20 protein-coding genes are annotated in these 23,686 nt (G+C 68.2%); 7 read left to right on the forward strand and 13 right to left on the reverse strand.

What is annotated here, in order from left to right; translation table 11 throughout:
* Positions 1-19 precede the first annotated feature (19 nt).
* From ACAM54_RS01845 to argE, 3 genes are all read right to left on the reverse strand, one after another.
* Complete coding sequence (locus ACAM54_RS01845; RefSeq protein ID WP_369649634.1) at positions 20-1,678, reverse strand: hypothetical protein; 1,659 nt, start codon at positions 1,676-1,678, stop codon at positions 20-22.
* Between the two features lie 99 nt (positions 1,679-1,777).
* Positions 1,778-3,040 (reverse strand): DUF445 domain-containing protein, encoded by a 1,263-nt coding sequence (locus ACAM54_RS01850; RefSeq protein WP_369649635.1) that lies wholly within the window; start codon positions 3,038-3,040, stop codon positions 1,778-1,780.
* On the reverse strand, positions 3,033-4,199 hold the full coding sequence (gene argE / locus ACAM54_RS01855) for an acetylornithine deacetylase (RefSeq protein WP_369649636.1): 1,167 nt from the start codon (positions 4,197-4,199) through the stop codon (positions 3,033-3,035). The genes ACAM54_RS01850 and argE overlap by 8 nt, the downstream gene beginning before the upstream one ends.
* A 100-nt stretch (positions 4,200-4,299) precedes the next feature.
* Here argE and ACAM54_RS01860 point away from each other — a divergent pair, with 100 nt between their 5' ends.
* The 3 genes from ACAM54_RS01860 (at position 4,300) to ACAM54_RS01870 (ending at position 7,898) form a co-directional block, all read left to right on the forward strand.
* Positions 4,300-5,496 carry a glycerophosphodiester phosphodiesterase gene (locus ACAM54_RS01860; protein ID WP_369649637.1) on the forward strand — a complete coding sequence of 399 codons (1,197 nt, stop codon included), beginning with the start codon at positions 4,300-4,302 and terminating at the stop codon, positions 5,494-5,496.
* Between the two features lie 108 nt (positions 5,497-5,604).
* Positions 5,605-6,807, forward strand: coding sequence for a M20 aminoacylase family protein (locus tag ACAM54_RS01865; RefSeq protein WP_145742784.1), 1,203 nt, complete (start codon positions 5,605-5,607; stop codon positions 6,805-6,807).
* Positions 6,804-7,898 carry a M14 family metallopeptidase gene (locus ACAM54_RS01870; RefSeq protein WP_369649638.1) on the forward strand — a complete coding sequence of 365 codons (1,095 nt, stop codon included), beginning with the start codon at positions 6,804-6,806 and terminating at the stop codon, positions 7,896-7,898. The genes ACAM54_RS01865 and ACAM54_RS01870 overlap by 4 nt, the downstream gene beginning before the upstream one ends.
* Here the strand turns inward: ACAM54_RS01870 and ACAM54_RS01875 are convergent.
* A complete protein-coding gene (locus ACAM54_RS01875) occupies positions 7,895-9,019 on the reverse strand; it encodes an ABC transporter substrate-binding protein (protein WP_192323424.1) in 1,125 nt (374 codons plus the stop codon). The genes ACAM54_RS01870 and ACAM54_RS01875 overlap by 4 nt on opposite strands.
* A gap of 56 nt (positions 9,020-9,075) precedes the next feature.
* Here ACAM54_RS01875 and ACAM54_RS01880 point away from each other — a divergent pair, with 56 nt between their 5' ends.
* Genes ACAM54_RS01880 through ACAM54_RS01890 form a run of 3 tightly spaced genes read left to right on the forward strand, consistent with a single transcriptional unit; the run spans position 9,076 to position 12,588 of the window.
* Entirely contained in the window at positions 9,076-11,157 is a 2,082-nt protein-coding gene (locus ACAM54_RS01880) for a molybdopterin-dependent oxidoreductase (protein ID WP_369649639.1), read from the forward strand.
* Positions 11,154-12,284: an aminopeptidase gene (locus ACAM54_RS01885; RefSeq protein WP_369649640.1), complete on the forward strand. Its 1,131-nt coding sequence runs from the start codon at positions 11,154-11,156 to the stop codon at positions 12,282-12,284. Before ACAM54_RS01880 ends, ACAM54_RS01885 begins: the two co-directional genes overlap by 4 nt.
* Positions 12,277-12,588: a polyhydroxyalkanoic acid system family protein gene (locus ACAM54_RS01890; RefSeq protein WP_145742775.1), complete on the forward strand. Its 312-nt coding sequence runs from the start codon at positions 12,277-12,279 to the stop codon at positions 12,586-12,588. Before ACAM54_RS01885 ends, ACAM54_RS01890 begins: the two co-directional genes overlap by 8 nt.
* A gap of 11 nt (positions 12,589-12,599) precedes the next feature.
* Here ACAM54_RS01890 and ACAM54_RS01895 read toward each other — a convergent pair whose 3' ends face one another.
* The 7 genes from ACAM54_RS01895 to ACAM54_RS01925 all read right to left on the reverse strand — a co-directional run bounded on the left by ACAM54_RS01895 (position 12,600) and on the right by ACAM54_RS01925 (position 20,990).
* Positions 12,600-13,337, reverse strand: coding sequence for an SDR family oxidoreductase (locus tag ACAM54_RS01895; protein WP_369649641.1), 738 nt, complete (start codon positions 13,335-13,337; stop codon positions 12,600-12,602).
* Between the two features lie 106 nt (positions 13,338-13,443).
* On the reverse strand, positions 13,444-14,970 hold the full coding sequence (locus ACAM54_RS01900) for an FGGY-family carbohydrate kinase (protein ID WP_369649642.1): 1,527 nt from the start codon (positions 14,968-14,970) through the stop codon (positions 13,444-13,446).
* Positions 14,967-16,100, reverse strand: a complete 1,134-nt coding sequence (locus ACAM54_RS01905; protein ID WP_369649643.1) for an alcohol dehydrogenase catalytic domain-containing protein — start codon at positions 16,098-16,100, stop codon at positions 14,967-14,969. Before ACAM54_RS01905 ends, ACAM54_RS01900 begins: the two co-directional genes overlap by 4 nt.
* Before the next feature lie 148 nt (positions 16,101-16,248).
* Entirely contained in the window at positions 16,249-17,229 is a 981-nt protein-coding gene (locus ACAM54_RS01910; protein ID WP_369649644.1) for an ABC transporter permease, read from the reverse strand.
* A 306-nt stretch (positions 17,230-17,535) separates the two neighbouring features.
* Positions 17,536-19,056, reverse strand: a complete 1,521-nt coding sequence (locus ACAM54_RS01915) for a sugar ABC transporter ATP-binding protein (protein ID WP_369649645.1) — start codon at positions 19,054-19,056, stop codon at positions 17,536-17,538.
* Between the two features lie 12 nt (positions 19,057-19,068).
* Positions 19,069-19,989 (reverse strand): ABC transporter substrate-binding protein, encoded by a 921-nt coding sequence (locus tag ACAM54_RS01920; protein WP_309933776.1) that lies wholly within the window; start codon positions 19,987-19,989, stop codon positions 19,069-19,071.
* Between the two features lie 110 nt (positions 19,990-20,099).
* Complete coding sequence (locus tag ACAM54_RS01925) at positions 20,100-20,990, reverse strand: helix-turn-helix domain-containing protein (RefSeq protein WP_369649646.1); 891 nt, start codon at positions 20,988-20,990, stop codon at positions 20,100-20,102.
* Positions 20,991-21,265: 275 nt separating this feature from the next.
* Here ACAM54_RS01925 and ACAM54_RS01930 point away from each other — a divergent pair, with 275 nt between their 5' ends.
* Complete coding sequence (locus ACAM54_RS01930; RefSeq protein WP_369649647.1) at positions 21,266-22,504, forward strand: CaiB/BaiF CoA transferase family protein; 1,239 nt, start codon at positions 21,266-21,268, stop codon at positions 22,502-22,504.
* A 10-nt stretch (positions 22,505-22,514) separates the two neighbouring features.
* On the opposite strand, the gene ACAM54_RS01935 is transcribed toward ACAM54_RS01930, so the two are convergent.
* Positions 22,515-22,772 (reverse strand): acyl-CoA-binding protein, encoded by a 258-nt coding sequence (locus ACAM54_RS01935; protein ID WP_369649648.1) that lies wholly within the window; start codon positions 22,770-22,772, stop codon positions 22,515-22,517.
* A gap of 71 nt (positions 22,773-22,843) precedes the next feature.
* On the reverse strand, positions 22,844-23,683 hold the full coding sequence (locus tag ACAM54_RS01940; protein WP_369649649.1) for a hypothetical protein: 840 nt from the start codon (positions 23,681-23,683) through the stop codon (positions 22,844-22,846).
* Between the last annotated feature and the right edge of the window lie 3 nt (positions 23,684-23,686).

A 23,686-nucleotide genomic window follows, 5' to 3' on the forward strand; every position in this document is an offset into this window, starting at 1 on the left:
AGTTGTTTTCAAAAGTAAATCACTTGTTCATGGGACGGATGCGGTAGATCGCGTTGTTCCGGTCGGCCGCCATGTAGATGCTCCCGTCGCTGCCCACCGCGACACCCGTGACCACGTAGGGCGGCGGCAGGCCCGGCCCCGCGGCCAGTCCGATCGGCAGGTTGTCCGCCACGGTGCGGCGCGAGCCGCTGGCCGGATCGATCTCCACCAGCCGGCGCGCCGCGCTCTCGGCCACGATGAAGCTGCCCCAGGGCGTCTCGGCCACGCCTTCGGGCAGCGCCAGGCCTTCGGCAATGGCGCGCAGCGGGGCGCTGGCATCGAGCGGAATGCGGGTCAGCTTGCCTGCGGCTTCGGTGACGTAGAGCGCGCCGTCGCGGCCGACGATCATCTGCACCGGGCCGCCCAGCCCGCTGGCGAGCACTTGCTTCTCGGCAAAATGAGGGCCGCTCGCGCGGGTGATGCTGCCGGTGGCGATCTCGGCATAGATCACGCTGCCGTCGGCCATGGGAATGGCATCGAACGGCGCCTTCAGTCCGTGGATGGTTTCGACGGTCCGAAGCGTCTGGCGGTCCACCAGCTGAACGGTGCCCGTGAACCATGAGGTCAGCGCGAAGCGCGTGCCCGACAGGCCGACGGCGAACGGATAGTCGAGTTCCGGATCGCGCTGCATGCGGAACACGTCGCGCACTTCGCCGGTGCGCACGTCCACCTGCCGGAAGCCGAACACATCGGCCACCCAGAGCGTGCGGCCTTCGATCTTGAGCCCCGCCGGCGCCGCGAGCTTGCCGCTGGTGAGCGTGCACAGCACTCCGGTGGCAGGGTCGAAGGACTGCACTTCGTTGTTGGCCATGTTCGACACGTAGATCGTGCCGTCCGGGGCAATGGCCAGGTTGTCGAGCGACGGACGCAATTGCCTGGCGACGGTCTTGCGGCCCGTGGCAAGGTCCACCCTGACCAGTTCGCCGCTGCGCGCATCGACCACCCAGAGATTGCCCTTGCCGTCGAGGTTGGCGGCCGCGGGAATCCTGAAACCGTCGGCGATCACGGCCATGCTGCCGTTCGCCGGATCGATCTTCACCACCTGGCCCTTGAACCACAGCGGCCCGTAGAGCATGCCGTCGGGGCCGACCTCGAAGCCGTTGAAGCCGCCCATGTCCTTCTTGATGAGCCGCGGCGGCTTCTGGCCCGTGCGGTCGATCTCCCACAGCGCGTCGCCCAGGAACACCTGCGAGGCGTAGAGCTTGCCGCTGCTGCGGTCGAAGTCCAGCGAATTGAGGCCGGGCAGGTCCTTGGCGAGCACGCGCATCGGCGCGCCGTCGCTTTCGCGGTAGCGCAGCATGCCCATGAGGTAGTTGGTCCACGCCAGCTCGCCCCTGGGGCCGACCGCGATGTCGTCGGCCTGGCCTTCGGGCGCGTCGATCAGGACCTTGGCCGCGCCGGTGCCGCGGTCGACCTCCCACAGCGTGTTGCCGAGCACCGAGCCCGCGAGCAGGCGGCCCTTCTGGTCGATGGCCAGGCCGTGGACGCCCGCGAAGGAGGAGGGCGCGACCAGCACTTCGGGCTCGGACCACGCGGCGGGGCGGGTGGGTGATGGCGACGGCGCGATGCTGCCGCAGGCGGCCAGCAGGGCGAAGATGGCGATGAGTGCGGCGGCACGGATGAACGGGCGGCAGGGCATGTCTTCTCTCCTTCTTTTGGATGCGCGCGAGCAGTCTAGAAGGAAGGAGGGGAGGCGGGGCAGTCTCTCCCGGGACATGCGGCCTTTCGTCCGCGCGGCTCACCCGCGCAGCAGCTGCGTCGCCGTGTGGATCGAGAGCCCCACCAGCCCGCCCACCAGCGTGCCGTTGATGCGGATGAATTGCAGGTCGCGTCCGATGTGGCGCTCCAGCTCGCTGGTCATCTCGCTGGCGTTCCAGTCGGCAACGCGCTCCTCGATGTAGCGGCGGATGTCCTCGCGGTAGCGCTCGATGGCCAGCGGCGCGGCCGCCTCGATCTGCTCGTTGATCCAGCGGCGGATCGCCTCGTCGGCCTGCAGCCGCGTGCCGAGCGCGCCCGCCATCGATGCGATGCGCTGGCGGATGGTGGAGTCGCCCCGGCCGAGGTCGTCGTGCAGCCAGGCCAGCAACTCGCCCCAGATGCCGTGCAGGTAGTCGCCGAGCGCGGGATGCGCCATCAGCTCGGCGCGGATCTGCTCGCCGCGCTGCTGGAACTCGGGGTCGAGCTTGAGCCGCACCACGAAGTCGTCGACGAAGTGGTCGAAGCGCCGGCGCATCGGATGTTCGGGCTCGGCCGCCAGTTCGGCGATGGTGCGCGCCACGGCCGCCACGATCTTGCGCGTGGCGAGCTTGGCCGCCACTTGGTCCAGCCCCACGTAGCGCAGCGTCTTGATCTCGCGCGCAATGGCTTCGGTGATGTGCGCCTGCACCTCCTCGCCCTCGAGCAGGCCGGCCACCTGCTGCAGCACGTCGTCGAGCAGCGCCTGATGGCGCCCGCCGGCCGTGAGCGCATCCAGCGCCTGGCCCATCAGCCGCGAGAGGTCGATCTTCCGGAGGCCGGCCGCCGCAGCGCGTCCCATGAAGGCGCGCACGCGCTCGTCGTCGAATGCAGCGAGCCCGTAGCGGGTGGCCGCCACGCCCCATTCGCCGAGCTTTTGGCCGCTCGCGGGCCGCGCCAGCCAATCGGCGATGCGCCCGGCCGCGTCGAACTCGCGCAGCTTGGCGAGCACCTGCTCGGTGCCGAGGAAGTTGTTGCAGATGAAGCCGGCCAGCTTGGCGCCGATGCGGTCCTTGTTGCTCGGGATGATCGCGGTGTGCGGGATCGGCAGGCCCAGCGGATGGCGGAACAGCGCCACCACCGCAAACCAGTCGGCCATGGCGCCGACCATTGCGGCTTCGGCAAAGGCCGCCACGTAGCCCCAGGCCGGATGCTCGCCGTGCAGCGCGCTGGCCAGCGCATAGAGCAGCGCCGCGGCGCACAGCAGGCCGAGCGCGACCCGCTTCATGCGCCGCAGCGCGCCGCTGCCGTGGCTGTCTTCAGCCAATGGTCGGCGCGGCGGCAAGGCGCTCCATGAACAGCTCGCAGCGCGCCAGTTGCTCCAGGCTCACGAATTCGTCGGGCTGGTGCGCCTGCTCGATGCTGCCCGGGCCGCACACCACGGTGGGGATGCCGGCGTTCTTGAACAGGCCCGCTTCGGTGCCGAAGGCCACCAGCGTGGTGCGCTCCTCGCCCGCAAGGCGCTGCGCGAGCAGCGTGACCGGATCGGTGGCCGCACCGAGGAAGCTCGGAATCTCGCAGATGGTCTCGAAGCGGAAGCCCGCGTCGGGCGCCACCTTCTTCATCGACGCCTCGAGGCTGCCGGCATAGGAGACGACCTCGTCCTGCATCTTCCTGGCGTCGGCGGTCGGCAGGTCGCGGAATTCATAGCGGAACTCGGCGTCGCGCGGCACCACGTTGTCGGCGATGCCACCGTGGAACTGGCCCACGCTCGCGGTGCTGAAGGGCACGTCGAAGCCTTCGTAGCGCGGTTCGCTGCGCTCGAAGCCTTCGGCCATGTCGCGCACCTTGCCGACCACGCGCGCCGCCATCTCGATGGCATTGACCGACTGCGGCGTGAGCGACGAATGCGCCTCCTTGCCGCGCACGCAGCAGCGGTAGCGGTACACGCCCTTGTGGGCGATGGCCGGCACCATGCTGGTGGGCTCGCCCACGATGCAGGCGAGCGGCTTGATGCCGGCGTCGCGCATGTCGGCGATCAGTTCCTTCACGCCGAAGCAGCCGATCTCCTCTTCATAACTGAAGGCGAAGTGCACCGCGAAGGGCGAGTCGCTTTCCAAGAAGCGCTTGGCATTGGACAAGGCGATGGCAATGAAGCTCTTCATGTCGGCCGAGCCGCGCCCGTAGAGGCGCTCGTTGCGCAGCGCGGCGGAGAGCGGGTCGACGCTCCAGTCCTGCCCGTCCCACGGCACCGTGTCGGTGTGGCCCGAGATGATGACGCCGGCCGGCTTGCCCTCGCCGAGGGTGGCGAACAGGTTGGCCTTGGTGCGTTCGGCGTTGTAGGTGATGCGGCTCTTCATGCCCAGGGCGGCGAGGTGGCTCTGGGCCAGGTCGATCAGCTGGAGGTTGCTGTTCTCGCTGACGGTGTTCATGCGCACCAGCGACTGGGCCAGCGCGAGGCTTTGGGGGGAAAGCGTAGGGGACATGCAACACATTGTCCAAGAAGTCGGCGCCGAACGCCGACGAGCGCCCGGTCTGTCACGCGCAGCGGGTACCCTGCGCCTCTTTTGGTTGGAGAAAAAGACGATGCGCACCCTTCCGCTTGCCCTGTCTGCAATGGCCGCCCTCTGCCTGGCGGCCTGCGGCACCACCGGCCCCGCCGGTTCGTCCAACAAGCTGCTCACGCTCGACGGCAACCCGCCGCTGGTCATCGCGCACCGCGGCGCCTCGGGCTACCTGCCCGAAGAGACGCTCGAAGCCTATGCGCGCGCCATCGAACTGGGTGCCGACGTGATCGAGATGGACCTGGTCTCCACCAAGGACGGCGTGCTCATCGCCCGCCACGACCCCAACCTGGCCATCAGCACCGACGTGGCCAAACACCCGCGCTTCGCCTCGCGCAAGAAGACCATCAAGGTCGACGGCGAAACCCAGACCGGCTGGTTCAGCAACGACTTCACGCTGGCCGAGATCAAGACGCTGGGCGGCATCTCGACCGACCCCGAGCGCCCGCAGGAATTCAACGGCAAGTTCAAGGTCCCCACCTTCCAGGAGATCATCGACTTTGCCAAGGCCAAGTCGAAGGAAACCGGCCGCACCATTGCGATCTACCCCGAGACCAAGAACCCGACCTACTTCCGCGACCTCGGGCTGCCGCTGGAAGACAAGGTGATCGCCGCCATCAACGCCGCCGGCTGGAACAGCAAGACCGCGCCCATCTACGTGCAGTCCTTCGAGCCCGGGAGCCTCAAGTACATGAAGGCCAAGGGCCTGAACACCCGGCTCATCCAGCTGATCGACGGCGACAGCGTCGACCTGAAGACCGGCGCCGTGACCTTCGCCGTGCCGAGCGACCGTCCCTACGACTGGACCAAGGCCGGCGACAAACGCAACTTCGACGCCATGGTCACGCCCGCGGGCCTGGCCGAAATCAAGACCTATGCCGACGGCATCGGCCCGTGGAAGCGCTACATCGTGAGCATCAAGGGCAGCATCGGCGCCGACGGCAAGCCGCTCGACGTCAACAAGGACGGCAAGATCAACGACGCCGACGCGACCTCGGTCTCGCCGACCACGCTGATTGCCGATGCGCACAAGGCCGGCCTCTTCGTGCACCCGTTTACGTTCCGCAACGAATCGCGCCGCCTGGCGGCCGACTACAGCAAGGACGGCAGGAACGAGTACGCGGTCTACTACAAGCTGGGCGTGGACGGCGTGTTCACCGACTTCACCGACACGGCGCTGGCCGCTCGCGCCGACTACCTGAAGAGCCTCGGTCGCTGAGTTTCTGTTCGTGAAACACCGCGGAACCGGCTTTGCCGGGCCGCTGGTGTTGCCCCCGGCAGGGGGAAGGCGTAGCCTGGGGGCGTGCTTATTGCATAGACTGTGCCCATGAAACTCATCGATTCGCTCGTCACGCAGGCGGCCGGCATCGCCGCTGTCCGACGTGACCTCCACGCCCATCCCGAACTCTGCTTCGAAGAAGTCCGCACCGCCGACGTGGTGGCAGGCAAGCTCACCGAATGGGGCATTCCCATCCACCGCGGCCTGGGCACCACCGGCGTGGTGGGCATCGTCAAGAACGGCACCAGCAACCGCGCCGTGGGCCTGCGCGCCGACATGGACGCGCTGCCCGTCACCGAGCTCAACACCTTCGCCCACGCCAGCCAGCACCACGGCAAGATGCACGCCTGCGGGCACGACGGCCACACCGCCATGCTGCTGGCCGCGGCGCAGCATCTCGCGAAGAACCGCAATTTCGACGGCACCGTCTACCTGATCTTCCAGCCGGCCGAGGAGGGCGGCGGCGGCGCCCGCGAAATGATCAAGGAAGGGCTGTTCGAGCAGTTCCCCATGGACGCCGTGTTCGGCATGCACAACTGGCCCGGCATGAAGGCCGGCCAGTTCGCGGTGAGCCCGGGGCCGGTGATGGCGTCGGGCAACAAGTTCTATGTCAACGTCATCGGCAAGGGCGGCCATGCCGCGCTGCCGCAGACCGGCATCGACCCGGTGCCGATCGCCTGCGAGATCGTGCAGGCGTTCCAGACCATCCTCACGCGCAAGATGAAGCCGACCGACTCGGCCGTGATCTCGGTCACCACCATCCATGCCGGCGAAACCAACAACGTGATCCCCGACAACTGCGAGCTGACGGGCACGGTGCGCACCTTCTCGATCGAAGTGCTCGACATGATCGAATCGCGCATGCGCAAGATCGCCGAGCACATCTGCGCGGCGCACGACGCCACCTGCGACTTCCGCTTCGAGCGCTACTATCCGCCCACCATCAACACCGAGGCCGAGGCCAACTTCGCGCGCCGCGTGATGGGCGAGATCGTCGGCCCCGAGAACGTGCTGAAGCAGGAAGCCGCGATGACCTCGGAAGACTTCGCCTTCATGCTGCAGGCCAAGCCCGGCGCCTATGCCTTCATCGGCAACGGCGACGGCTCGCACCGCGACGTGCACCACGGCGAAGGGCCCTGCACGCTGCACAACGCGAGCTACGACTTCAACGACGAGCTCATTCCCCTGGGCGCCACCTGCTGGGTGCAACTGGCCGAGCAGTTCCTGAAGCCCGGGGGAGCCGCGCCTTGATCGGCATCGGCGAGGCGTTTTCGCCGCGCTACGCCCAGGCACGCCAGAAGTTCCTGCAGGCCTGCGTGAGCGCGGGCCTCGCGGCCCTGCCGCATGCGCATCCGGGCAAGGGGCGGGATGGCGAGGAGCTTTCGATGGACGTGGCGCTCGACGGCGCCGCGGACGCCGAGCGCCTGCTGATCGTCTCCAGCGGCTGCCACGGCGTGGAGGGCCACTGCGGCAGCGGCGTGCAGGTGTTCGCCCTGCACGACGCCGAATGGCGCGAGAAGGCCAGGGCGCAGGGTGTCGCGGTGCTCTATGTGCATGCGCTCAATCCGCACGGCTTTTCGTACGGCCGGCGCGTCACGCAGGAGGGCGTCGACCTGAACCGCAACTTCGTCGATTTCTCGAAGCCGCTGCCGGCCAACGATGCCTATGCCAAGCTGCATCCGCTGCTGGTGCCCGACACCTGGCCGCCCCCGCCCGAGACCGAGGCCGCCATCGAGAAGTGGATCGGCAAGCATGGCGCCGAGGCCTACCAGGCGGCCGTCACCGGCGGCCAGTACCAGTTCGAGGACGGCCTGTTCTTCGGCGGCAAGGCGCCGACCTGGAGCAACAAGACCTTGCGCGGCGTGCTGCGCCGGCATGCCGCCAGCGCGCGCCGGCTGGCCTGGATCGACCTGCACACGGGGCTCGGCCCGAACGGCCTGGGCGAGCGCATCTTTGCCTGCCGCGACGACAAGGCCGCCTACGCGCGCGCCAGCGCCTGGTGGGGCACGCCCGCGGCACCCGTCACCTCGATCTACGACGGTTCCTCGAGTTCGGCGCTGCTGCGCGGCCTGATGGGGGAGGCCGCCTACGAGGAGTGCCCGCAGGCCGAATACACCGGCATCGCGCTCGAATACGGCACGCTGCCCATGCTCGACGTGCTGGCCGCGCTGCGCGCCGACCACTGGCTGCACAAGCACCCCGAGGCGCCGGCCGACCTGGCCGCCGGCATCCGCGCGCGCATGCTCGAAGCCTTCTATACCGACACCGACGCCTGGCGCGGCCAGATCGTCAGCCAGGCGCGGCAGGCGATGTTCCAGGCCGTGGACGGCCTCTGCAGCTAGGTCCGGACGCGCCCGTCGCCCGTCAGCATCGACAGCTCGACGAACTTCGAGCCGACGTGGTTCTTGGCCGAGAAAGACACCTCGAAGCCGCCGAACTGCTGCCGGTCGATGCTTTCGAGCCCCGCGATGAGGCCGTCGCGCGAGGCCTTGCCCGGCGCGCGGCGCAGGCCCTCGGTCAGCACCTTGGCGGCGATGTAGCCCTCCATGCTCGAGAAGTTGGCGCTCGTGCCGGCCCCGGCCTTCTTCACCGCCTCGCTGAATTCGCGCGTGATCGCATTGGCCGGGTTGTACGGCGAGGGCACCACCTGGGTCACCATCACGCCCGCGCCCTCCTTGCCGAGCTCGTCGGCCAGCGCCTGGGTGCCCACGAAGGACACGTTGAAGAAGGTGCCGCCGTAACCCGCCTTGCGCGCCTGGCGGATGAAGGCCGCGCAGGCCTTGTAGGCGCCCACCTGGACCACCGCGTCGGGCCGCGCCGCCGTGATGCTTTTCACCGCCGCGGCCACGTCGACCGAATTGCGCTCCACCGTGGCCAGCGCCACCGGCTTGAGCTCCTGCTGCGAGAGCGCCAGGGTCACACCGTCGAGCCCGGCCTTGCCGTAGGCGTCGTTCTGGTAGAAGACCGCGATCTTCTTCAGGCCCAGGTGCGTGAGCTGCTTCACGATCAGCGCGGTCTCGTCGTTGTACGAGGCGCGCAGGTGGAACACGTTCCTGTGGAAGGGGTCGCGCAGCGACATTGCACCGGTGAAGGGCGCGACGAAAGGCACCTTCTCCTTCACCGCGAGCGGCAGCGCCGCCATGCTGGTGGGCGTGCCGATGTAGCCGAAGAGCGCGAACACGTCTTCTTCGATCAGCTTTTGCGTATTGGCGGCGCAGCGGTCGGGCTCGTAGCCGTCGTCCAGGTTCTTGATGACCACGTTGCGCCGGCCGGCCTGGGCGTTGTACTGGTCCAGGAACAGCTTGGCGCCCTGGTGGAACTGGATGCCCAGCTGCGCGGCCGGGCCGGTGAAGGGCGCCGACTGGCCCAGCACCAGCGGCACATCGCCCTGCGCCCGGGCCAGCTGGAAGCCGCCGAGCGCCGCCGCGCCGGTCGCCAGCGAAAAATGTCTGCGATTGATCATGTGAAACCTCCTTTGCGCCTGCCGCGCCACTGCCTGGAAAACTTTAGACTTGCCGGATGGTCGATACCCCGGTCTCTGCAACTGTTGTCCCCCCCACCAACACTTCCACGGTCCTGGGCGCCTGTCCGCACGACTGTCCGGACACCTGCGCCCTGGTCACCACCGTCAGGGACGGCGTGGCCGTGAAGCTGCAGGGCAATCCGGCCCATCCGCACACCGCTGGCGTTCTCTGCACCAAGGTTTCGCGCTACATCGAACGAAACGACCACGCCGAAAGGCTCGTCCAGCCCCTGAAGCGGACCGGGCCCAAGGGCAGCGGCCAGTTCGAACCCGTGAGCTGGGAGGCCGCTCTTGACGACATCGCCGCGCATCTCCGTGCATTGCAGACGGATCCGGAAACAATTGTGCCTTATAGTTACGCAGGCACGATGGGCCTGGTGCAGGGCGAGTCGATGGATCGACGTTTTTTCCACAAAATGGGCGCCACGCTGCTGGACCGCACGATCTGCTCCATGGCCGGCGGCGAGGCCATGGTCCACACCCTGGGTGCCAAGGCCGGCATGCGGATCGAATTCTTCGCCGAGGCGAAGCTGATCCTGATCTGGGGCAGCAACTCCATTGCCAGCAACCTGCACTTCTGGCGCCACGCCCAGGCCGCCCGGCGCGCTGGGGCGCGGCTGGTGTGCATCGACCCGCGCAAGACCGAAACCGCCGACAAGTGCGACGAGCACATCGCCCTGCTGCCCGGCACCGATGCCGCGCTCGCCCTGGCGCTGATGCACGAACTCATCGTGCACGGCTGGCTCGACCACGATTTCATCGCCAACCACACGCTCGGCTGGGAGCAGCTGAAAGAGCGCGCACTGCAATGGCCGCCTTCGCGCGCGGCCGCCGTGTGCGGCGTGCCCGAGGCGCAGATCGCGGCGCTGGCGCAGGCCTACGGCACCACCCGGCCGGCCGCGATCCGCCTGAACTACGGCATGCAGCGCGTGCGCGGCGGCGGCAACGCGGCGCGCGCCATCGCCTGCCTGCCCGCGCTGGTGGGGGCCTGGCGCGACCGCGCGGGCGGGCTTCTGCTGAGCAGTTCGGGCCACTTTCCGGTCGACCGCGCCGCGCTGCAGCGCCCCGACCTGCTCGCGGGCCGCCAGCCCCGCACCATCAACATGAGCACCATCGGCGACGCGCTGCTCGACGAGGCCAGGCCGGTGAAGGCCATCGTGGTCTACAACAGCAACCCGGTCGCGGTGGCGCCGGAGTCGGGCAAGGTGGTGGCGGGCTTCGCGCGCGAAGACCTCTTCACCGTGGTGCTCGAGCAGTTCCGCACCGACACCGCCGACTACGCCGACTACCTGCTGCCCGCCACCACCCAGCTCGAGCACTGGGACATCCACACCAGCTACGGCCACACCGATGTGCTGCTGAACCGGCCCGCGGTGGCGCCGCGCGGCGAGGCGCGCAGCAATGCCTGGGTGTTCCGCGAGCTCGCGCGCCGCATGGGCTTTGACGAGCCCTGCTTCTCGGACGACGACGAGGCACTGTGCCGCAGCGCCTTTGCGCCAGGCGCCGTCGACTACGCGCAGCTGTTGGAACAAGGCTTCACCAGCCTCAAGCTGCCCGAAGCGCCCTTTGCCGAAGGCCGCTTCCCGACGCCTTCGGGCCGCTGCGAATTCTTCAGCGCGCGACTGCAGACGCAAGGCATGGACGGCCTGCCCGACCACGTGCCCAACCATGAAGCGGCCGGCAGCTCGACCGAGTTTCCGCTGGCCATGATCTCGCCGCCGGCGCGCAATTTCCTCAACTCGACCTTCGTCAACGTGACCAGCCTGCGCGCCATCGAGGGCGAGCCGCTGCTCGAGATCCACGAGGCCGATGCGGCCGCCCGCGGCATCGAGGACGGCGCCATCGTCCGCGTCTTCAACAAGCGCGGCGAGCACCGCTGCCGCGCCGAGGTGTCGCGCCGCGCGCGGCCGGGCGTGGTGCACGGCATGGGCATCTGGTGGCGCAAGCTCGGCCTGGACGGCACCAACGTCAACCAGCTCACCAGCCAGCGCCTGACCGACATCGGCCGCGGGCCGACCTTCTACGACTGCCTGGTCGAGGTCGAGCGCCTTGCTCCCTCTGGGAGAGGGTTGGGGTGAGGGCTGCCCCCGCATCCGCCCTGGCCGCCGCACTGCTGCTGCTCGGTGGCTGCGCCGACCTCGGCTACTACTGGCAGTCGGCCAGCGGGCATCTGAGCATCCTGCGGGTGGCCAAGCCGGTGCCCGCATGGCTCGCGGACCCTGCCGTTTCCGCGCCGCTGAAGGCCAAGCTCGAACTCGCGCAGCGCATCCGCCGCTTCGCCGTGGCCGAACTGGCGCTGCCCGACAACGCCAGCTACACCGCGTATGCCGATCTGCACCGCCCCGCGGCGGTGTGGAACGTGGTGGCTGCGCCGCCGTATTCGCTCACGCTCAAGAGCTGGTGCTTTCCGGTGGCCGGCTGCGTGGGCTACCGCGGCTACTACGACGAGGCCGCCGCCAAGGCCGAGGCCGAGGCGCAGCGAGCCAAGGGCCTGGAAACGGCCGTGTACCCGGTGCCGGCGTATTCCACGCTGGGCTGGATGAACTGGGCCGGCGGCGATCCGCTGCTTTCCACCTTCATCGGCTACCCCGAAGGCGAACTGGCGCGCATCGTGTTCCACGAGCTCGCGCACCAGGTGCTCTACGTACCCGGCGACATCGTCTTCAACGAGTCGTATGCCACCGCGGTGGAACGCATCGGCGGCGCGATGTGGCTGCAGCGCGAGGCCAGCGAGGCGGCGCGCAGCGAGTACGCGCGCTTCGACGGGCAGCGCCAGCAGTTCCGCGCGCTGGCCCTCGAGACCCGCCGCGCGCTCAACCAGGTGTACGAATCCGCCCAGGCCAAGGCCGGCGACTGGAGCGCGGTCGATGCCATGAAGAAGGCCGCGATGGACACCTTTCGCGAGCGCTACGCGAGCCTGCGTGCGCAATGGCAGGGCCCGCGCCAGGGCGCCTACGACCTGTGGGTGGCGCGCGCCAACAATGCGACTTTCGGGGCCCAGGGCGCCTACGACGACCTGGTGCCGGGCTTCGAGGCCCTGTTCGCGCGCGAGAACCGCAACTGGCCGCGCTTCTACAAGGAGGTCCGCCGCATCGCCGCGCTGCCGACCATGGAAGAGCGGCGCAACGCATTGCAGACGGCCACGGGATTGCTGCAGACCAATTCCAGCCACGACGACAACAACAACGGAGGGCACGGTGCCTGACATCCATATCGAAAGAAACCACGCACTCGGCATTGCCGGCGCCCGCGAAGTCGCACGCCAGTGGATCGAGCAGGTGGGGCAGGACTATGGCCTGGAGTGCACCTACACCGAGGGCGAGGCCTGCGACGTCGCTCAGTTCAGCCGCGCGGGCATCGACGGCACGGTGGAGGTCACGGCCGACACGCTGACGCTGGAGGCGACGCTGGGCTTCCTGTTCAGCAGCTTCAGCGAACAGATCGAGCAGAAGATCGCGCGCAAGCTCGATGCCTTGCTGGAATCGCCCGGCGGTGCCCGCTTCGCCTGAGCGGCCGGCGATCAGGCGATGGTGTAGCCGCCGTCGACCGGCAGCGCCACGCCGCTGACCATCGATGCGCCATCGGAGAGCAGGAACAGGATCGGCGCCACCACCTCTTCGACCTGCGCGAACCTTCCGAGCGGAATGTTCCCGAGCGCCGCCGCGCTCTTGGCCGGATCGGCCCAGGCCCGCTCGGCCATCGGCGTGAGCGTGACGGTCGGGTTCACGCTGTTCACGCGAATGCCATGCGGCCCGAATTCGAGGCACAGCGAGCGTGTGACCGCATCCACCGCAGCCTTCGATGCGCAATAGCAGAGGTGCGCGTCGAGCGCGACCAGCGAGGCCTGGCTCGACACGTTGACGATGCTGCCGCGCACGCCGGCGGCGATCATCGCCCTGCCGCAGCGCGTGGCGACCAAGGCCGCGGCGCGCGCGTTGACGGCCATCACGGCGTCGAAGCTCTCGGCTTGCAGGTCGAGTGCGGATTCAAGCAATGCGATGCCGGCGCAGTTCACTACCAGATCGAAGGCTGGCAGCGTTGCGAGCGTGCGTTCCAGTTCAACTGCGTTGGCCACGTCGACCATCAGTGGCGCGCAGCCGGCTTCTGCGTGCAGTGCGTCGAGCGCGGCGGCATTGCGGCCCACGGCCGTCACGGCTGCGCCCGATTGCGCGAGTCGCACGGCGACTGCGCGGCCGATGCCGCTGCTTGCACCGGTGACCAGTGCGCGTCGTCCGGAAAAATCGAAAGTTGTCGTCATGGTGCTGCTGTCATGGATTGCGGCTTGTGTTCGGGGCGCGTGCCCAGGCCACCGGGTACTCCCCTCCGCGAATGTCCCCCGTCGGCGGGAGCGCGCCCTGAACGGTTCATCTCAGCCGATGCATCGCATCGCGCAATGCCGGATAAAGCGACTTGTAGATCTCGAAACGCTCGCGATAAACAGCCTGCGCCGCAGGCTCCGGCCGCGCGCGTTCCACCAGCGTGACCCAGCCGCGCTCGGCGGTCGCCGCATCGACCAGTCCCGCACCGAGCGCCGCGAGCATCGCCGCACCCAATGCCGCCTCGACCTCTTCCTCGATGGTGAACACCCGGGAGCCCGTGACGTCCGCCACGATCTGCATCCACAGGTCCGAATGCGCCGCGCCGCCAACCACGATCAACCGGTCGTCCAGCGGCTGGCCGCTTTGCCGGCCGGCCTCGATGTTGTGCTGCAGCGCGAAGCTCACGCCTTCGAGCACCGCGCGGTACAGGTGCGCGCGGCTGTGCGCGAGCGAGAGGCCGATGAAGGCGCCCTTGGCCTGCGCGTCCCAGATCGGGCTGCGCTCGCCCATCAGGTAGGGCAGGAAGACCAGGCCCTGCGCACCGGGCGGCACGTCGATGGCCTTGCGCTCGATCAGCGCATGCGCATCCTCGCCGGTGCGCGCGGCCTCGGCCATCTCGGCCTGGCAGAAGGCCTCGCGAAACCAGGTGACGGCCGCACCGGCCGTGATCGCGCCGCCGAACACATAGCTGCGATCGGCGCCGCGGTAGACATGCGGCATCGTGATGAGCCTGTGGCGCGCATCCACCGTCGGGCTCACGAAGCCCCAGCACATGCTGGTGCCGATCATCGCGACGTGGTCGCCGCTGCCGGTGACACCCGCACAGAAGGTGGCGACCGCCGCATCGACGCCGCCGGCCATCAGCGGCATGCCCTCGGCGAGGCCGAGCTTCGCAGCCCATTCGGCGTTCAGGCCGCCCACCACGTCGCTCGACTCGACCAGGCACGGTGGCATCATGCGCGCCGGAATGCCCAGCATGCCGAGCGCCTCATGGGACCAGCCGCGCTGCGCCGCGTCGTACACGCCGCCGATGTTGCCGGCCGAGCTGTGGTCCACGGCCAGTTCGCCGGTCAGCCGCCAGTTGACGTAGCTGTTGGGCGGCAGGAAGTAGCGGGTCTTCGCCCACACCTCGGGCAGGTGCTCGCGAATCCACAGGATCTTGGTGAAGCCGTAATAGCTGTCGACGCCGTTGCCGGTGATGGCCTGCAAGCGCGCCACGTCGACGTTCGCATTCACCGCATCGACCTCTGCGGTGGCACGACGGTCCATCCAGATCAGGCAGGGGTGCAGCGGCTGCATCGCTCCGTCGACCGGAATGCCCGCGCCGCCGTACAGGCTGCTCACGCACATCGCGGCGATGTCCGTTGCAGCGATGCCGCTCTTCGCCACGCAGGCGCGCACGCTCTCGCACACCGCGTCAAACCACACTTCGCAGTCCTGCTGCGCCCACAGCGGCTTCGGCGTCTCGGGCTGGTAGGCGGCGCTGGCCTGCGAATGCACCTTGCCGTCGATGCCGACCAGCAGGCACTTGGTGCTCTGCGTGCCGATGTCGACGCCGATCACGTATTTCATGTTGTGCGTGGCTGCGGCTTGAGCAGCACCTTGATGGAATCGAGCGAATTGGCCAGTGTGAAGGCGCGCTCCCACTCGGTCAACGGAAAGTCGTGCGTCACGATGCCCTTCGAGGTGACAAGCCCGCGCGCCAGCAGGTCGATGGCAATCGGATAGCAGTAGGGCCCCAGGTGCGCGCCGCGCACGTCGAGCTCCTTGCGGTCGCCGATGATCGACCAGTCGGCGCTGGTTTCCGAGCCGAATACGCTGAACTCGACGAAGCGGCCGAGCTTGCGGATCATCTCCAGCCCCTGCGTCACGCCGATGGGCGCGCCGGTGGTCTCGATGTAGACGTCGCAGCCGTAGCCTTCGGTCAGGCCCTTGACGATGGCGTCGGCGTTCTCGGTCTTGGGGTTGATCGTCACGTCGGCGCCGAACTGCTTGGCCAGTGCGAGGCGCTCGGGCACGAGGTCGATCACGATCAGCTTCTTCGGCGTCTTCAGCGCGGCCACCTGCACCATCATCAGGCCCAGCGGGCCGGCGCCGGCAATCACCACCACGTCGTCCAGCTGGATGTCGCCGCGGTTCACCGTGTGGATCGCGCAGGAGAGCGGCTCGATGATGGCCGCGTCTTCCAGCGAGATGCCGTCGGGGATCTTGTGCACGCGCGAGGTCGGCGGCAGCCGCATGTAGTCGGCCATGCCGCCGTCGGCCACGATGCGCTGGAAGCCGAAGATGTTGTGCACCTCGCACATCCAGTACTTGCCCGAGGTGCAGAAGCGGCACCTGCCGCAGGGCACGATCTGCTCGGCGATCACGCGGTCGCCTTTCTCCACGCCGAAGTGCCCGGCCGCGCCTTCGCCGAGCGCCTCGACATAGCCGAAGAATTCATGGCCGGGGATGACCGGCGCCTTGACCCACGAAGGCTGGCCGTCGCCGCCCCAGAACATCTTCGCGCCCGAGTGGCACTTGCAGTCGGAGGCGCAGATGCCGCAGGCCGCGATGGAGATCAGCAGCTCGTTCGGGCCGATGCTGGGCATCGCGACGGTTTCGAGGCGGTAGTCCTTGGGACCGTGGCAGACGACGGCCTGCATGGCGGCGAGTTGGCCGATGGCGCCCGAGGCGCCGGGCTGGAGCTTCTGATATGACATGGGTTCCTTGTGGTCAGAGGGTGTTGGAGATTTCTCCCTCCCCTTCCGGGGGAGGGCAGGGGTGGGGGCAGGCGGCGTTGCTACCGGGCACGCTCTGGCTGCCCCCAACCCAGCCTTCCCCCGGGAGGGGAAGGAGCAAGACAGGGGGTCAGCGTTTTGCCTCGCGGCTGATGAAAATCGCGAGCAAGACAATGCCGCCCTTGATGATCAGTTGCAGATACGGCGACACGCCGATCATGTTAAGCCCGTTGTTCAGCACACCCAGCAGCAGCGCACCGACCAGCGTGCCCACGATCGCGCCGCGCCCGCCGGCAATCGACGTGCCGCCCATCACCACCGCCGCGATCGCGTCGAGTTCGAAGCCCACGCCCACGCCGGGCTGGCCGCTGGTCACGCGCGCTGCCTGCACGATGCCGGCGACGGCGGCGGTGAAGCCGCTCAGCGCATACACCAGCAGCTTGTAGCGCGACACGCGCACGCCCGAGAGCCGCGTCGCTTCCTCGTTGCCGCCGATGGCATACACGTAGCGGCCGAAGGGTGCCATGTTGAGCAGCACGTACGCCGCGAGGTAGGTGGCCAGCATGATCAGGATCGGCACCTTGATGCCCGCGAGCACGCCGCCGCCGAGGAAGGCAAACGAGTCGGGCAGTCCGTCGATCGGATAGCCGCCGGTGTAGATCAGCGCAATGCCGCGCGCGATGCCCATGGTGGCGAGCGTCACGATGATCGGCGGCATGCGCAGGTAGGCGACGCAGTAGCCATTGAAGAGGCCGATCACGACGCCGACCGCGAGCCCGAGCGGCACCGCAAGCATCGGAGGAAGTCCGAACTGAACCATCATCCCCGAGGCCAGCGTGCCGGAGAGCGCCACCACCGCGCCCACCGAGAGATCGATGCCGCCGGTGAGGATGGCGGCGGTCATGCCGACCGCGATGATCGCGTTGATCGACGACTGCAGTGCGATGTTCTGCAGGTTGCCCCAGGAGAGAAAGTTGTCGGTTGCGACGATCATGAAGACCGAGATCGCTACCAGTCCTACCAATGGAAGAAAGGCTGTGGAGCGGCGCAGCTGGGTGAAGAGTCCTCCATCAAGCGCCGGTGGTGTCGGGTGGGTTGCGGTTGCATTCATTTCAGGTGCTCCATGGCGCATTGCTTGAAGATGGGCGCTGTTGTTCAGGGTGTGTGCACAGGCCACCGGGTACTCCCCTCCGCGAATGTCCCCCGCCTTCGGCTCCTCCTTTATTTCGCTGCGGGGAGCACCCGATGCCCTGCGCACGATGGGCGCGGCCGTTGTGCTGGCCGATCAACCGGTGCTCTGAACAACGATCACGTCGATGGGGTGCCTTGCGCAGCGAAATCAAGGAGGAGGCCGAAGGCCGGGGGACATTCGCGGAGCAAGGTACCCCGTCGGCGGGAGCGCGCCCTGAAGCAACAGTCATTGCAAGCCTCCAGAAGACGTAGCGTGCCGCATGATGTCCCCCGAATTGATGGCGTCGCCCTCGAGCGTGGCCACGATGGCGCCGCCCGAGAACACCGCCACGCGGTCGCACATGCCCACGATCTCGGGCAGCTCGCTCGAGATCATGAGGATGGACTTGCCCTGGCGCGTGAGTTCGCGCATCAGGCCGTAGATCTCGGCCTTGGCGCCCACGTCGATGCCGCGCGTGGGCTCGTCGAAGATCAGCACTTCGCTCGCGTGGCCGAGCCAGCGCGCGATCACCACCTTCTGCTGGTTGCCGCCCGACAGCGTGGCCACACGCGTCTCGATGCCGGGCACCTTCACGCCCACGCGCTTCGAGAGTTCGGTGGCCGACTGCTTTTCCGACCTCTGGCTCACGAGCCCGCCGCGCCTGTGACGGCCGAGGTTGTTCATCGAGATGTTGAAGCGGATCGTGAAGTCGGTGATCAGCCCCTCGACCTTGCGGCTCTCGGGCAACAGGCCGATGCCGTTCTCCAGGGCCTCTGTCGGGTCGCTCAGCCGCACAGGCCGTCCGTTGCGCAGCACCGTCTTGCGGTGCACGCGGTCGGCGCCCATCATGCCCAGCGCGAGCTCGGTGCGGCCCGAACCGACCAGCCCCGCGAAGCCGAGGATCTCGCCTTCGTGCAGGTCGAAGCTGTTGACCGGACCGCCCCTGGCGAGCTGGATCTCGGGCACTTCGAGCACCTTGCGCCCGCGCGGCGCGGGCTGCGGCTTGGGCGGAAAGCTGTGCTCGATGCGGCGGCCGACCATCATCTCGACCAGCGCATCCACATTCGTCGCGCCCACCTCCGCATGCCCTGCATTGGCGCCATCGCGCAGCACGCTGATGCGGTCGCACACCTCGAAGATCTCCTCCAGGTGGTGCGAGATGAAGATCATCGCCACGCCCCTGGCACGCAGCTCGCGCATGATCTTGAAGAGATGCCCGGCCTCGTTCGGCGTGAGCGTGGCGGTGGGCTCGTCGAGCACCAGCAGCTTGGCGTCGAGCGACAGCGCCTTGCCAATCTCCACGAACTGCTGCTGCGCCACCGAGAGCCGGCAGATCGGCACGCCGAGGTCGATCTGCACGCCCAGCTCGTCGAAGAGCTGCCGCGCCGAACGCTTCATCGCGGCCTTGTCCATCAGCCCGAAGCGGTTTGTCAGGTAGCGGCCAAGAAAGATGTTCTCCACCGCATTCAGGTACGGCACCAGGCTGAACTCCTGGAAGATGATGCCGATGCCCGCCGCGATCGCATCGTTGTAGCCCGCGAACTTGCGCTCCCTGCCCTCGATGAAGATGCGCCCCTCGTCGGCCTGGTGGATACCGCCGAGGATCTTCATCAGCGTCGACTTGCCCGCGCCGTTCTCGCCGAGCAGCGCATGCACCTCGCCCTTGCGGATCGAGAGGTCGATGCCCGAGAGCGCCTTCACGCCCGGAAAGCGCTTGGACACGCCTTCCAGCCGGAGCATCTCTTCTGGTGCGGAGGAGGAGGTCATGGCCCGCGCCGATTACCAGGTGAAGGTCTTCGCGCCCTCGGCGTCGATCAGCTTCACGTCCACCGGCACGGCGGCCGGCACGTTGGCGCCCCACTTCCTGGCAAGCGCGATGCCGATGGCCAGGCGGATCTGGTCGCGCGGGTACTGCGCGGTGGTGGCGATGAACTTCGAGCCCGGCTTCTGCATTGCCTTGATGGCCTCGGGCGCGCCGTCCACGCTCGCGAGCTTCACGTCCTTGCCGCTGGCCTCGATGGCCGCCAGCGCGCCCATCGAGCCGCCGTCGTTCACGCTGAAGATGCCCTTCAGGTCCTTGTTGGCCTGCAGGATGTTCTCGGTGACGGTGAGCGCGGTGGCGCGCTCCTGCTTGCCGTTCTGCGTGCTGACCACCTTGATGCCGGGGTACTTGGCGAGCGCTTCGCGGCAGCCCTTCACGCGCTCCAGGATCGGCACCACCGGAATGCCGTCGAGGATCGCCACGTCGCCTTTCTCGCCGATGCTCTTGGCAAGGTATTCGCAGGCGAGCCGGCCGGCGTCGGTGTTCTTCGAGCCGACGAAGGAATCGACCGGGCCCTGCGCGTTGGCATCCACCGCCACCACGATCAGCCCCGCCTTCTTGGCCGAGCGCACGGCCGACTGCACACCGGTGGAGTCGGTCGGGTTCAGCAGCAGGATGTCGATCTTCTTCTGGATCATGTCCTCCACGTCGCCGATCTGCTTGGCCACGTCGTGCCGCGCGTCGGTGGTGACCACCGTCGCGCCGATGCTGGCCGCGGCTTCCTCGAGCGCCTGCTTCATCGTCACGAAGTAGGGGTTGTTGAGCTCCTGGAAGGTCATGCCGATGCGCAGCGGCTGCTTCGGTGCCTGCGCCTGGGCGGCAGAGGCGCCGCAGACCAGCGCGGCGGTGAGGGCGGTGGCTTTGAGGATGTTCTTCATGGTGGCTGTCTCCTTGAGGTTGTCTCTGTTTGAAAAACGCTGGCAAAGGGTCGCCCTGCGCGGCGCCTGTGCGCCGCGCCAGAAACGACGCGGGGGAACTCGGGGACGCGCTAAGGCGGACTGGCGGCGCGCGATGCGGCGGCCTGCATGCGATGAAAACTGCGGAACTTGCTCGGCGGCATGCGCTTGTGCAGCAGGAACTGCCGGTTGAAGTTCGACACGTTGTTGAAGCCCACGTCCATGCAGACGTCGAGCACCGGCTTCTCGCTGCTGGTGAGAAGCTCGCAGGCCCGGCTGATGCGCAGCCGGTTCACGTAGCGCACGAACGATTGGCCCGTGTGCTTGCGGAACGATCGCGAGAACGCGCTCGGGCTCTGGCCCACCAGCTCGGCCAGCATCGGCTCGCGCAGGTCGTCGCCGAGGTTGGCCGCGATGTGCGCCAGCACGTTGTTGATGGCGTGCGACATGAAGGCCTTGGGGTCGGGCTTGAACGCCGGGCTCGCGAGCCGCTGGCGGTCCTGGCTGTCCACCAGCAGTTCGAGCAGCGAGAGCAGCAGGATCACGCGGCGCAGACCGCGCGCCTCGAGCAGCGACTCCATGATCGGCTTGGCGGCAGCGGCGGTTTCGGCCGAGAACAGCAGGCCCGAGCCCGATTCGGCCAGCAGCGGCGCGATGCGCTCGAACTCGGGAAAGGTGGCCGCCATGTTCTTCGCCAGCTGCGCCGGAAACTGGATCACGATGCCGCGCCGCTCCACGCTCTGGCCCGTCGGCACGTCGCTGATCCAGTTGTGCGGCAGGTCGGGGCCCATGAGTACGAGGTTGCCGGGCTCGAAGTGGCCGACGTGGTCGCCCACGAAATACACGCCGCGGGTCTCGACGATCAGCTGGATTTCGTACTCGGGGTGGAAATGCCAGCGCACCGTGCGATACGGATAGCCGTGCGCCCAGGCGGTGAACGATTCGTCACCGCGGACTTCGACGATTTCCAGATCGGGTTGCATGGACGGTTCCTTTTCCTTGTCTCGGGGCGCACTGTACGAATCGCCCAGGGCGCCAACAACCAGAGATGGCGCCCGAAATTGATACTTTTTTGACCTTTGTGCAAGCCTGCCGGCCCAGGCATTGCATCGCAGCAAAGCCCTTTCTCCTCGGGAGAGAGGCCGTGCCGCACGGTGATTGCTGCACTGCCGCAAGAGCGAACGGCGTGGCGTCAAGAATTCATAGGTGTTTTCCCGCCCCGCGAAGGCCCGGCGGCGGCACGGCACACTCTGGCGCCATGACGAACACCTCTTCTTCTCTCCCGGCCGCAGGCCCGCTGGCCGGCCTCAAGGTCGTCGAGCTCGGGCAGCTGATCGCCGGGCCTTTCGCGGCGCGCACGCTCGCCGACTTCGGCGCCGAGGTCATCAAGATCGAGCCGCCTGGCGCGGGCGATCCGCTGCGCAGCTGGCGGCTCCTGAAGGATGGCACCTCGGTGTGGTGGCAGGTGCAGTCGCGCAACAAGCGTTCGCTCGCGCTCGACCTGCGCCAGGCCGAGGCACAGGCCGTGGTGCGGCAGCTGGCGGCCGAGGCCGACGTGCTGGTCGAGAACTTCCGCCCCGGCGCGATGGAAGGCTGGGGCCTCGGCCCCGACGAACTGCTGGCCGCCAACCCCGCGCTCGTGATGCTGCGCATCAGCGGCTACGGCCAGATCGGCCCCTACCGCGACCGGCCGGGCTTCGGCGTGGTGGCCGAGGCCATGGGCGGGCTGCGCCACCTCACGGGCGAGCCCGGCCGCGTGCCGGTGCGCGTGGGCGTGTCGATCGGCGACACGCTGGCCTCGCTGCATGGCGTGATCGGCGTGCTGATGGCAATGCAGCACCGCCATGCCACCGTCAGCGCCGAGTATCCGAAGGGCCGCGGCCAAGTGGTCGACGTGGCGCTCTACGAGGCGGTCTTCAACTGCATGGAGAGCCTGCTGCCCGAGTACGGCGCGTTCGGCGCGGTGCGCGAGGCGGCCGGCAGCGCGCTGCCCGGCATCGCGCCGACCAACGCCTACCGCTGCGCCGACGGCGGCTACGCCATCGTCGCGGGCAATGGCGACAGCATCTTCCGCCGGCTGATGGAATGCATCGGCCGGCCCGACCTTGCGGCCGATCCGTCATTGGCCGGCAACACGGGCCGGGTGGCGCAGGTGGAAATGCTCGATGCCGCGATCGGCGACTGGACCGCGGGCCGCACGGTGGACGAGGTGCTGGCCGCACTCGATGCGGCGCAGGTGCCGGCCGGCCGCATCTACACCATTGCCGACATCGCGGCCGACCCGCACTACGCCGCGCGCGGCATGTTGCAGCAGGTGCGCATGCCCGACGGCAGCGCGCTCGCGGTGCCGGGCTTCGTGCCCAAGCTGTCGCTCACGCCGGCCAGCCACCGGCGCAATGCGCCGGCGCTGGGCGCGGACACCGACGCAGTCCTGAAGGAGATCGGCCTCAAAGCGGAGCAGATCGCCGCGCTGCATGCGCGCGGGATCGTCGGCTGAGCGCTGCGGGTCAGGCGCGAAGCGACTCGATCAGGTCGATGTACTTCTGCTTCGCCTCGTCGGCGCTCAGGCCCTTTTGCGCGGTCCAGGCATCCCACTTGGCGCGCGCCACGATGTCGCTGAAGCTCGGCTTCTTGGCGGTGTTGTCGCCTTCGGTGGCCTGCTTGAAGAGGCCGTAGATCTTGAGCAGCGTGGGGTTGTCGGGGCGCTCCGGCAGCAGCTTGGATTTGGCCTGGGCGGCTTCGAAGAGGGCGTTGAGGTCGGACATGGCGGTCGGAGTGGAAAAGCGGGAAACCCGCATCTTAAAGTGCGCGGTACCCGTGGGTACCAACGCGCGGCTCAGTCCGTCAGGCCGGCGCGCGCCAGTTCGACGTCGAGCCGTTCCTTGGCATCCGCCGGCTTCAGCGCGGCGGCCTTCTCGTAGAGCTGCGTGGCCTCGCCCAGGCGCGCATCGCCGTGCAGCATGAGCAGCGCGCGGCCGTATTCCATGAGCGCGCTCGGCGAATGGGGATGCAGCTCCAGGCCGCGCTCGAACAGCTCGACCGACATTTCGGCGCGCACGCCGTAGGTCATGCGGCCGACCAGCGCGCCCACCTTGTCGATCACCTCGGCGTGGAAGGCGGCCAGCGCGATGTGCGCATCGGCATGCTGCGGCTGCAGCTCGATCACGCGCTCGAGTGCCCCCTTGAGCTTGCTGCCGAGGCCCTGCGCCAGCGCGCGCGCCACGCTGATGCCCTGGCTGTAGCGCCCGAGCGCATAGGCCTGCCAGTAGAGCGCGTGGCAGTTGTCGGGCTCGGCGCTGGCCTGAACGGCGGCGCGTTCGATGACCTGCCGGAACATCGAAAGCCGGACTGATTCGCGCGGCTCCAGGTAGTTGGCATAAACGGCGGTGGCCTGGTTGGCCAGCACCAGGCCCTCCGGGCCGTGCGCCAGGCCGAGCGCGGCGGCGCGCTCGAACTCGCCGTTGTGATAGAGCGCCCAGCCATCGGCCAGCGGATGTCCGCTCGGCGGGGGCGGCAGGGCGTGGCCGGCGTGCAGCCGGGGCCAGTGCCGCAGCAGGCTGTGCGCGTCATAGCGCGGCAGGTCGGCGTAGGGCAGCGGTGTCCAGGATTGCGCAGCAGCCGCGGCAACCGGGCTGGCGGACATCAGCGAGAGCGGCTTGAAATCTGGATGGGACATGGC

This window comes from Variovorax sp. V93 (assembly GCF_041154485.1).
Lineage (GTDB): Bacteria > Pseudomonadota > Gammaproteobacteria > Burkholderiales > Burkholderiaceae_C > Variovorax > Variovorax beijingensis_A.

Excerpts from the sequence above, each read along its gene's own strand:
- ACAM54_RS01845 (WP_369649634.1), bottom strand. The coding sequence starts at position 1,678 with ATGCCCTGCCGCCCGTTCATCCGTGCCGCCGCACTCATCGCCATCTTC.
- argE (WP_369649636.1), bottom strand. The coding sequence starts at position 4,199 with ATGTCCCCTACGCTTTCCCCCCAAAGCCTCGCGCTGGCCCAGTCGCTG.
- ACAM54_RS01860 (WP_369649637.1), top strand. The coding sequence starts at position 4,300 with ATGCGCACCCTTCCGCTTGCCCTGTCTGCAATGGCCGCCCTCTGCCTG.
- ACAM54_RS01865 (WP_145742784.1), top strand. The coding sequence starts at position 5,605 with ATGAAACTCATCGATTCGCTCGTCACGCAGGCGGCCGGCATCGCCGCT.
- ACAM54_RS01875 (WP_192323424.1), bottom strand. The coding sequence starts at position 9,019 with ATGATCAATCGCAGACATTTTTCGCTGGCGACCGGCGCGGCGGCGCTC.
- ACAM54_RS01880 (WP_369649639.1), top strand. The coding sequence starts at position 9,076 with ATGGTCGATACCCCGGTCTCTGCAACTGTTGTCCCCCCCACCAACACT.
- ACAM54_RS01895 (WP_369649641.1), bottom strand. The coding sequence starts at position 13,337 with ATGACGACAACTTTCGATTTTTCCGGACGACGCGCACTGGTCACCGGT.
- ACAM54_RS01900 (WP_369649642.1), bottom strand. The coding sequence starts at position 14,970 with ATGAAATACGTGATCGGCGTCGACATCGGCACGCAGAGCACCAAGTGC.
- ACAM54_RS01905 (WP_369649643.1), bottom strand. The coding sequence starts at position 16,100 with ATGTCATATCAGAAGCTCCAGCCCGGCGCCTCGGGCGCCATCGGCCAA.
- ACAM54_RS01910 (WP_369649644.1), bottom strand. The coding sequence starts at position 17,229 with ATGAATGCAACCGCAACCCACCCGACACCACCGGCGCTTGATGGAGGA.
- ACAM54_RS01915 (WP_369649645.1), bottom strand. The coding sequence starts at position 19,056 with ATGACCTCCTCCTCCGCACCAGAAGAGATGCTCCGGCTGGAAGGCGTG.
- ACAM54_RS01920 (WP_309933776.1), bottom strand. The coding sequence starts at position 19,989 with ATGAAGAACATCCTCAAAGCCACCGCCCTCACCGCCGCGCTGGTCTGC.
- ACAM54_RS01925 (WP_369649646.1), bottom strand. The coding sequence starts at position 20,990 with ATGCAACCCGATCTGGAAATCGTCGAAGTCCGCGGTGACGAATCGTTC.
- ACAM54_RS01930 (WP_369649647.1), top strand. The coding sequence starts at position 21,266 with ATGACGAACACCTCTTCTTCTCTCCCGGCCGCAGGCCCGCTGGCCGGC.
- ACAM54_RS01935 (WP_369649648.1), bottom strand. The coding sequence starts at position 22,772 with ATGTCCGACCTCAACGCCCTCTTCGAAGCCGCCCAGGCCAAATCCAAG.
- ACAM54_RS01940 (WP_369649649.1), bottom strand. The coding sequence starts at position 23,683 with ATGTCCCATCCAGATTTCAAGCCGCTCTCGCTGATGTCCGCCAGCCCG.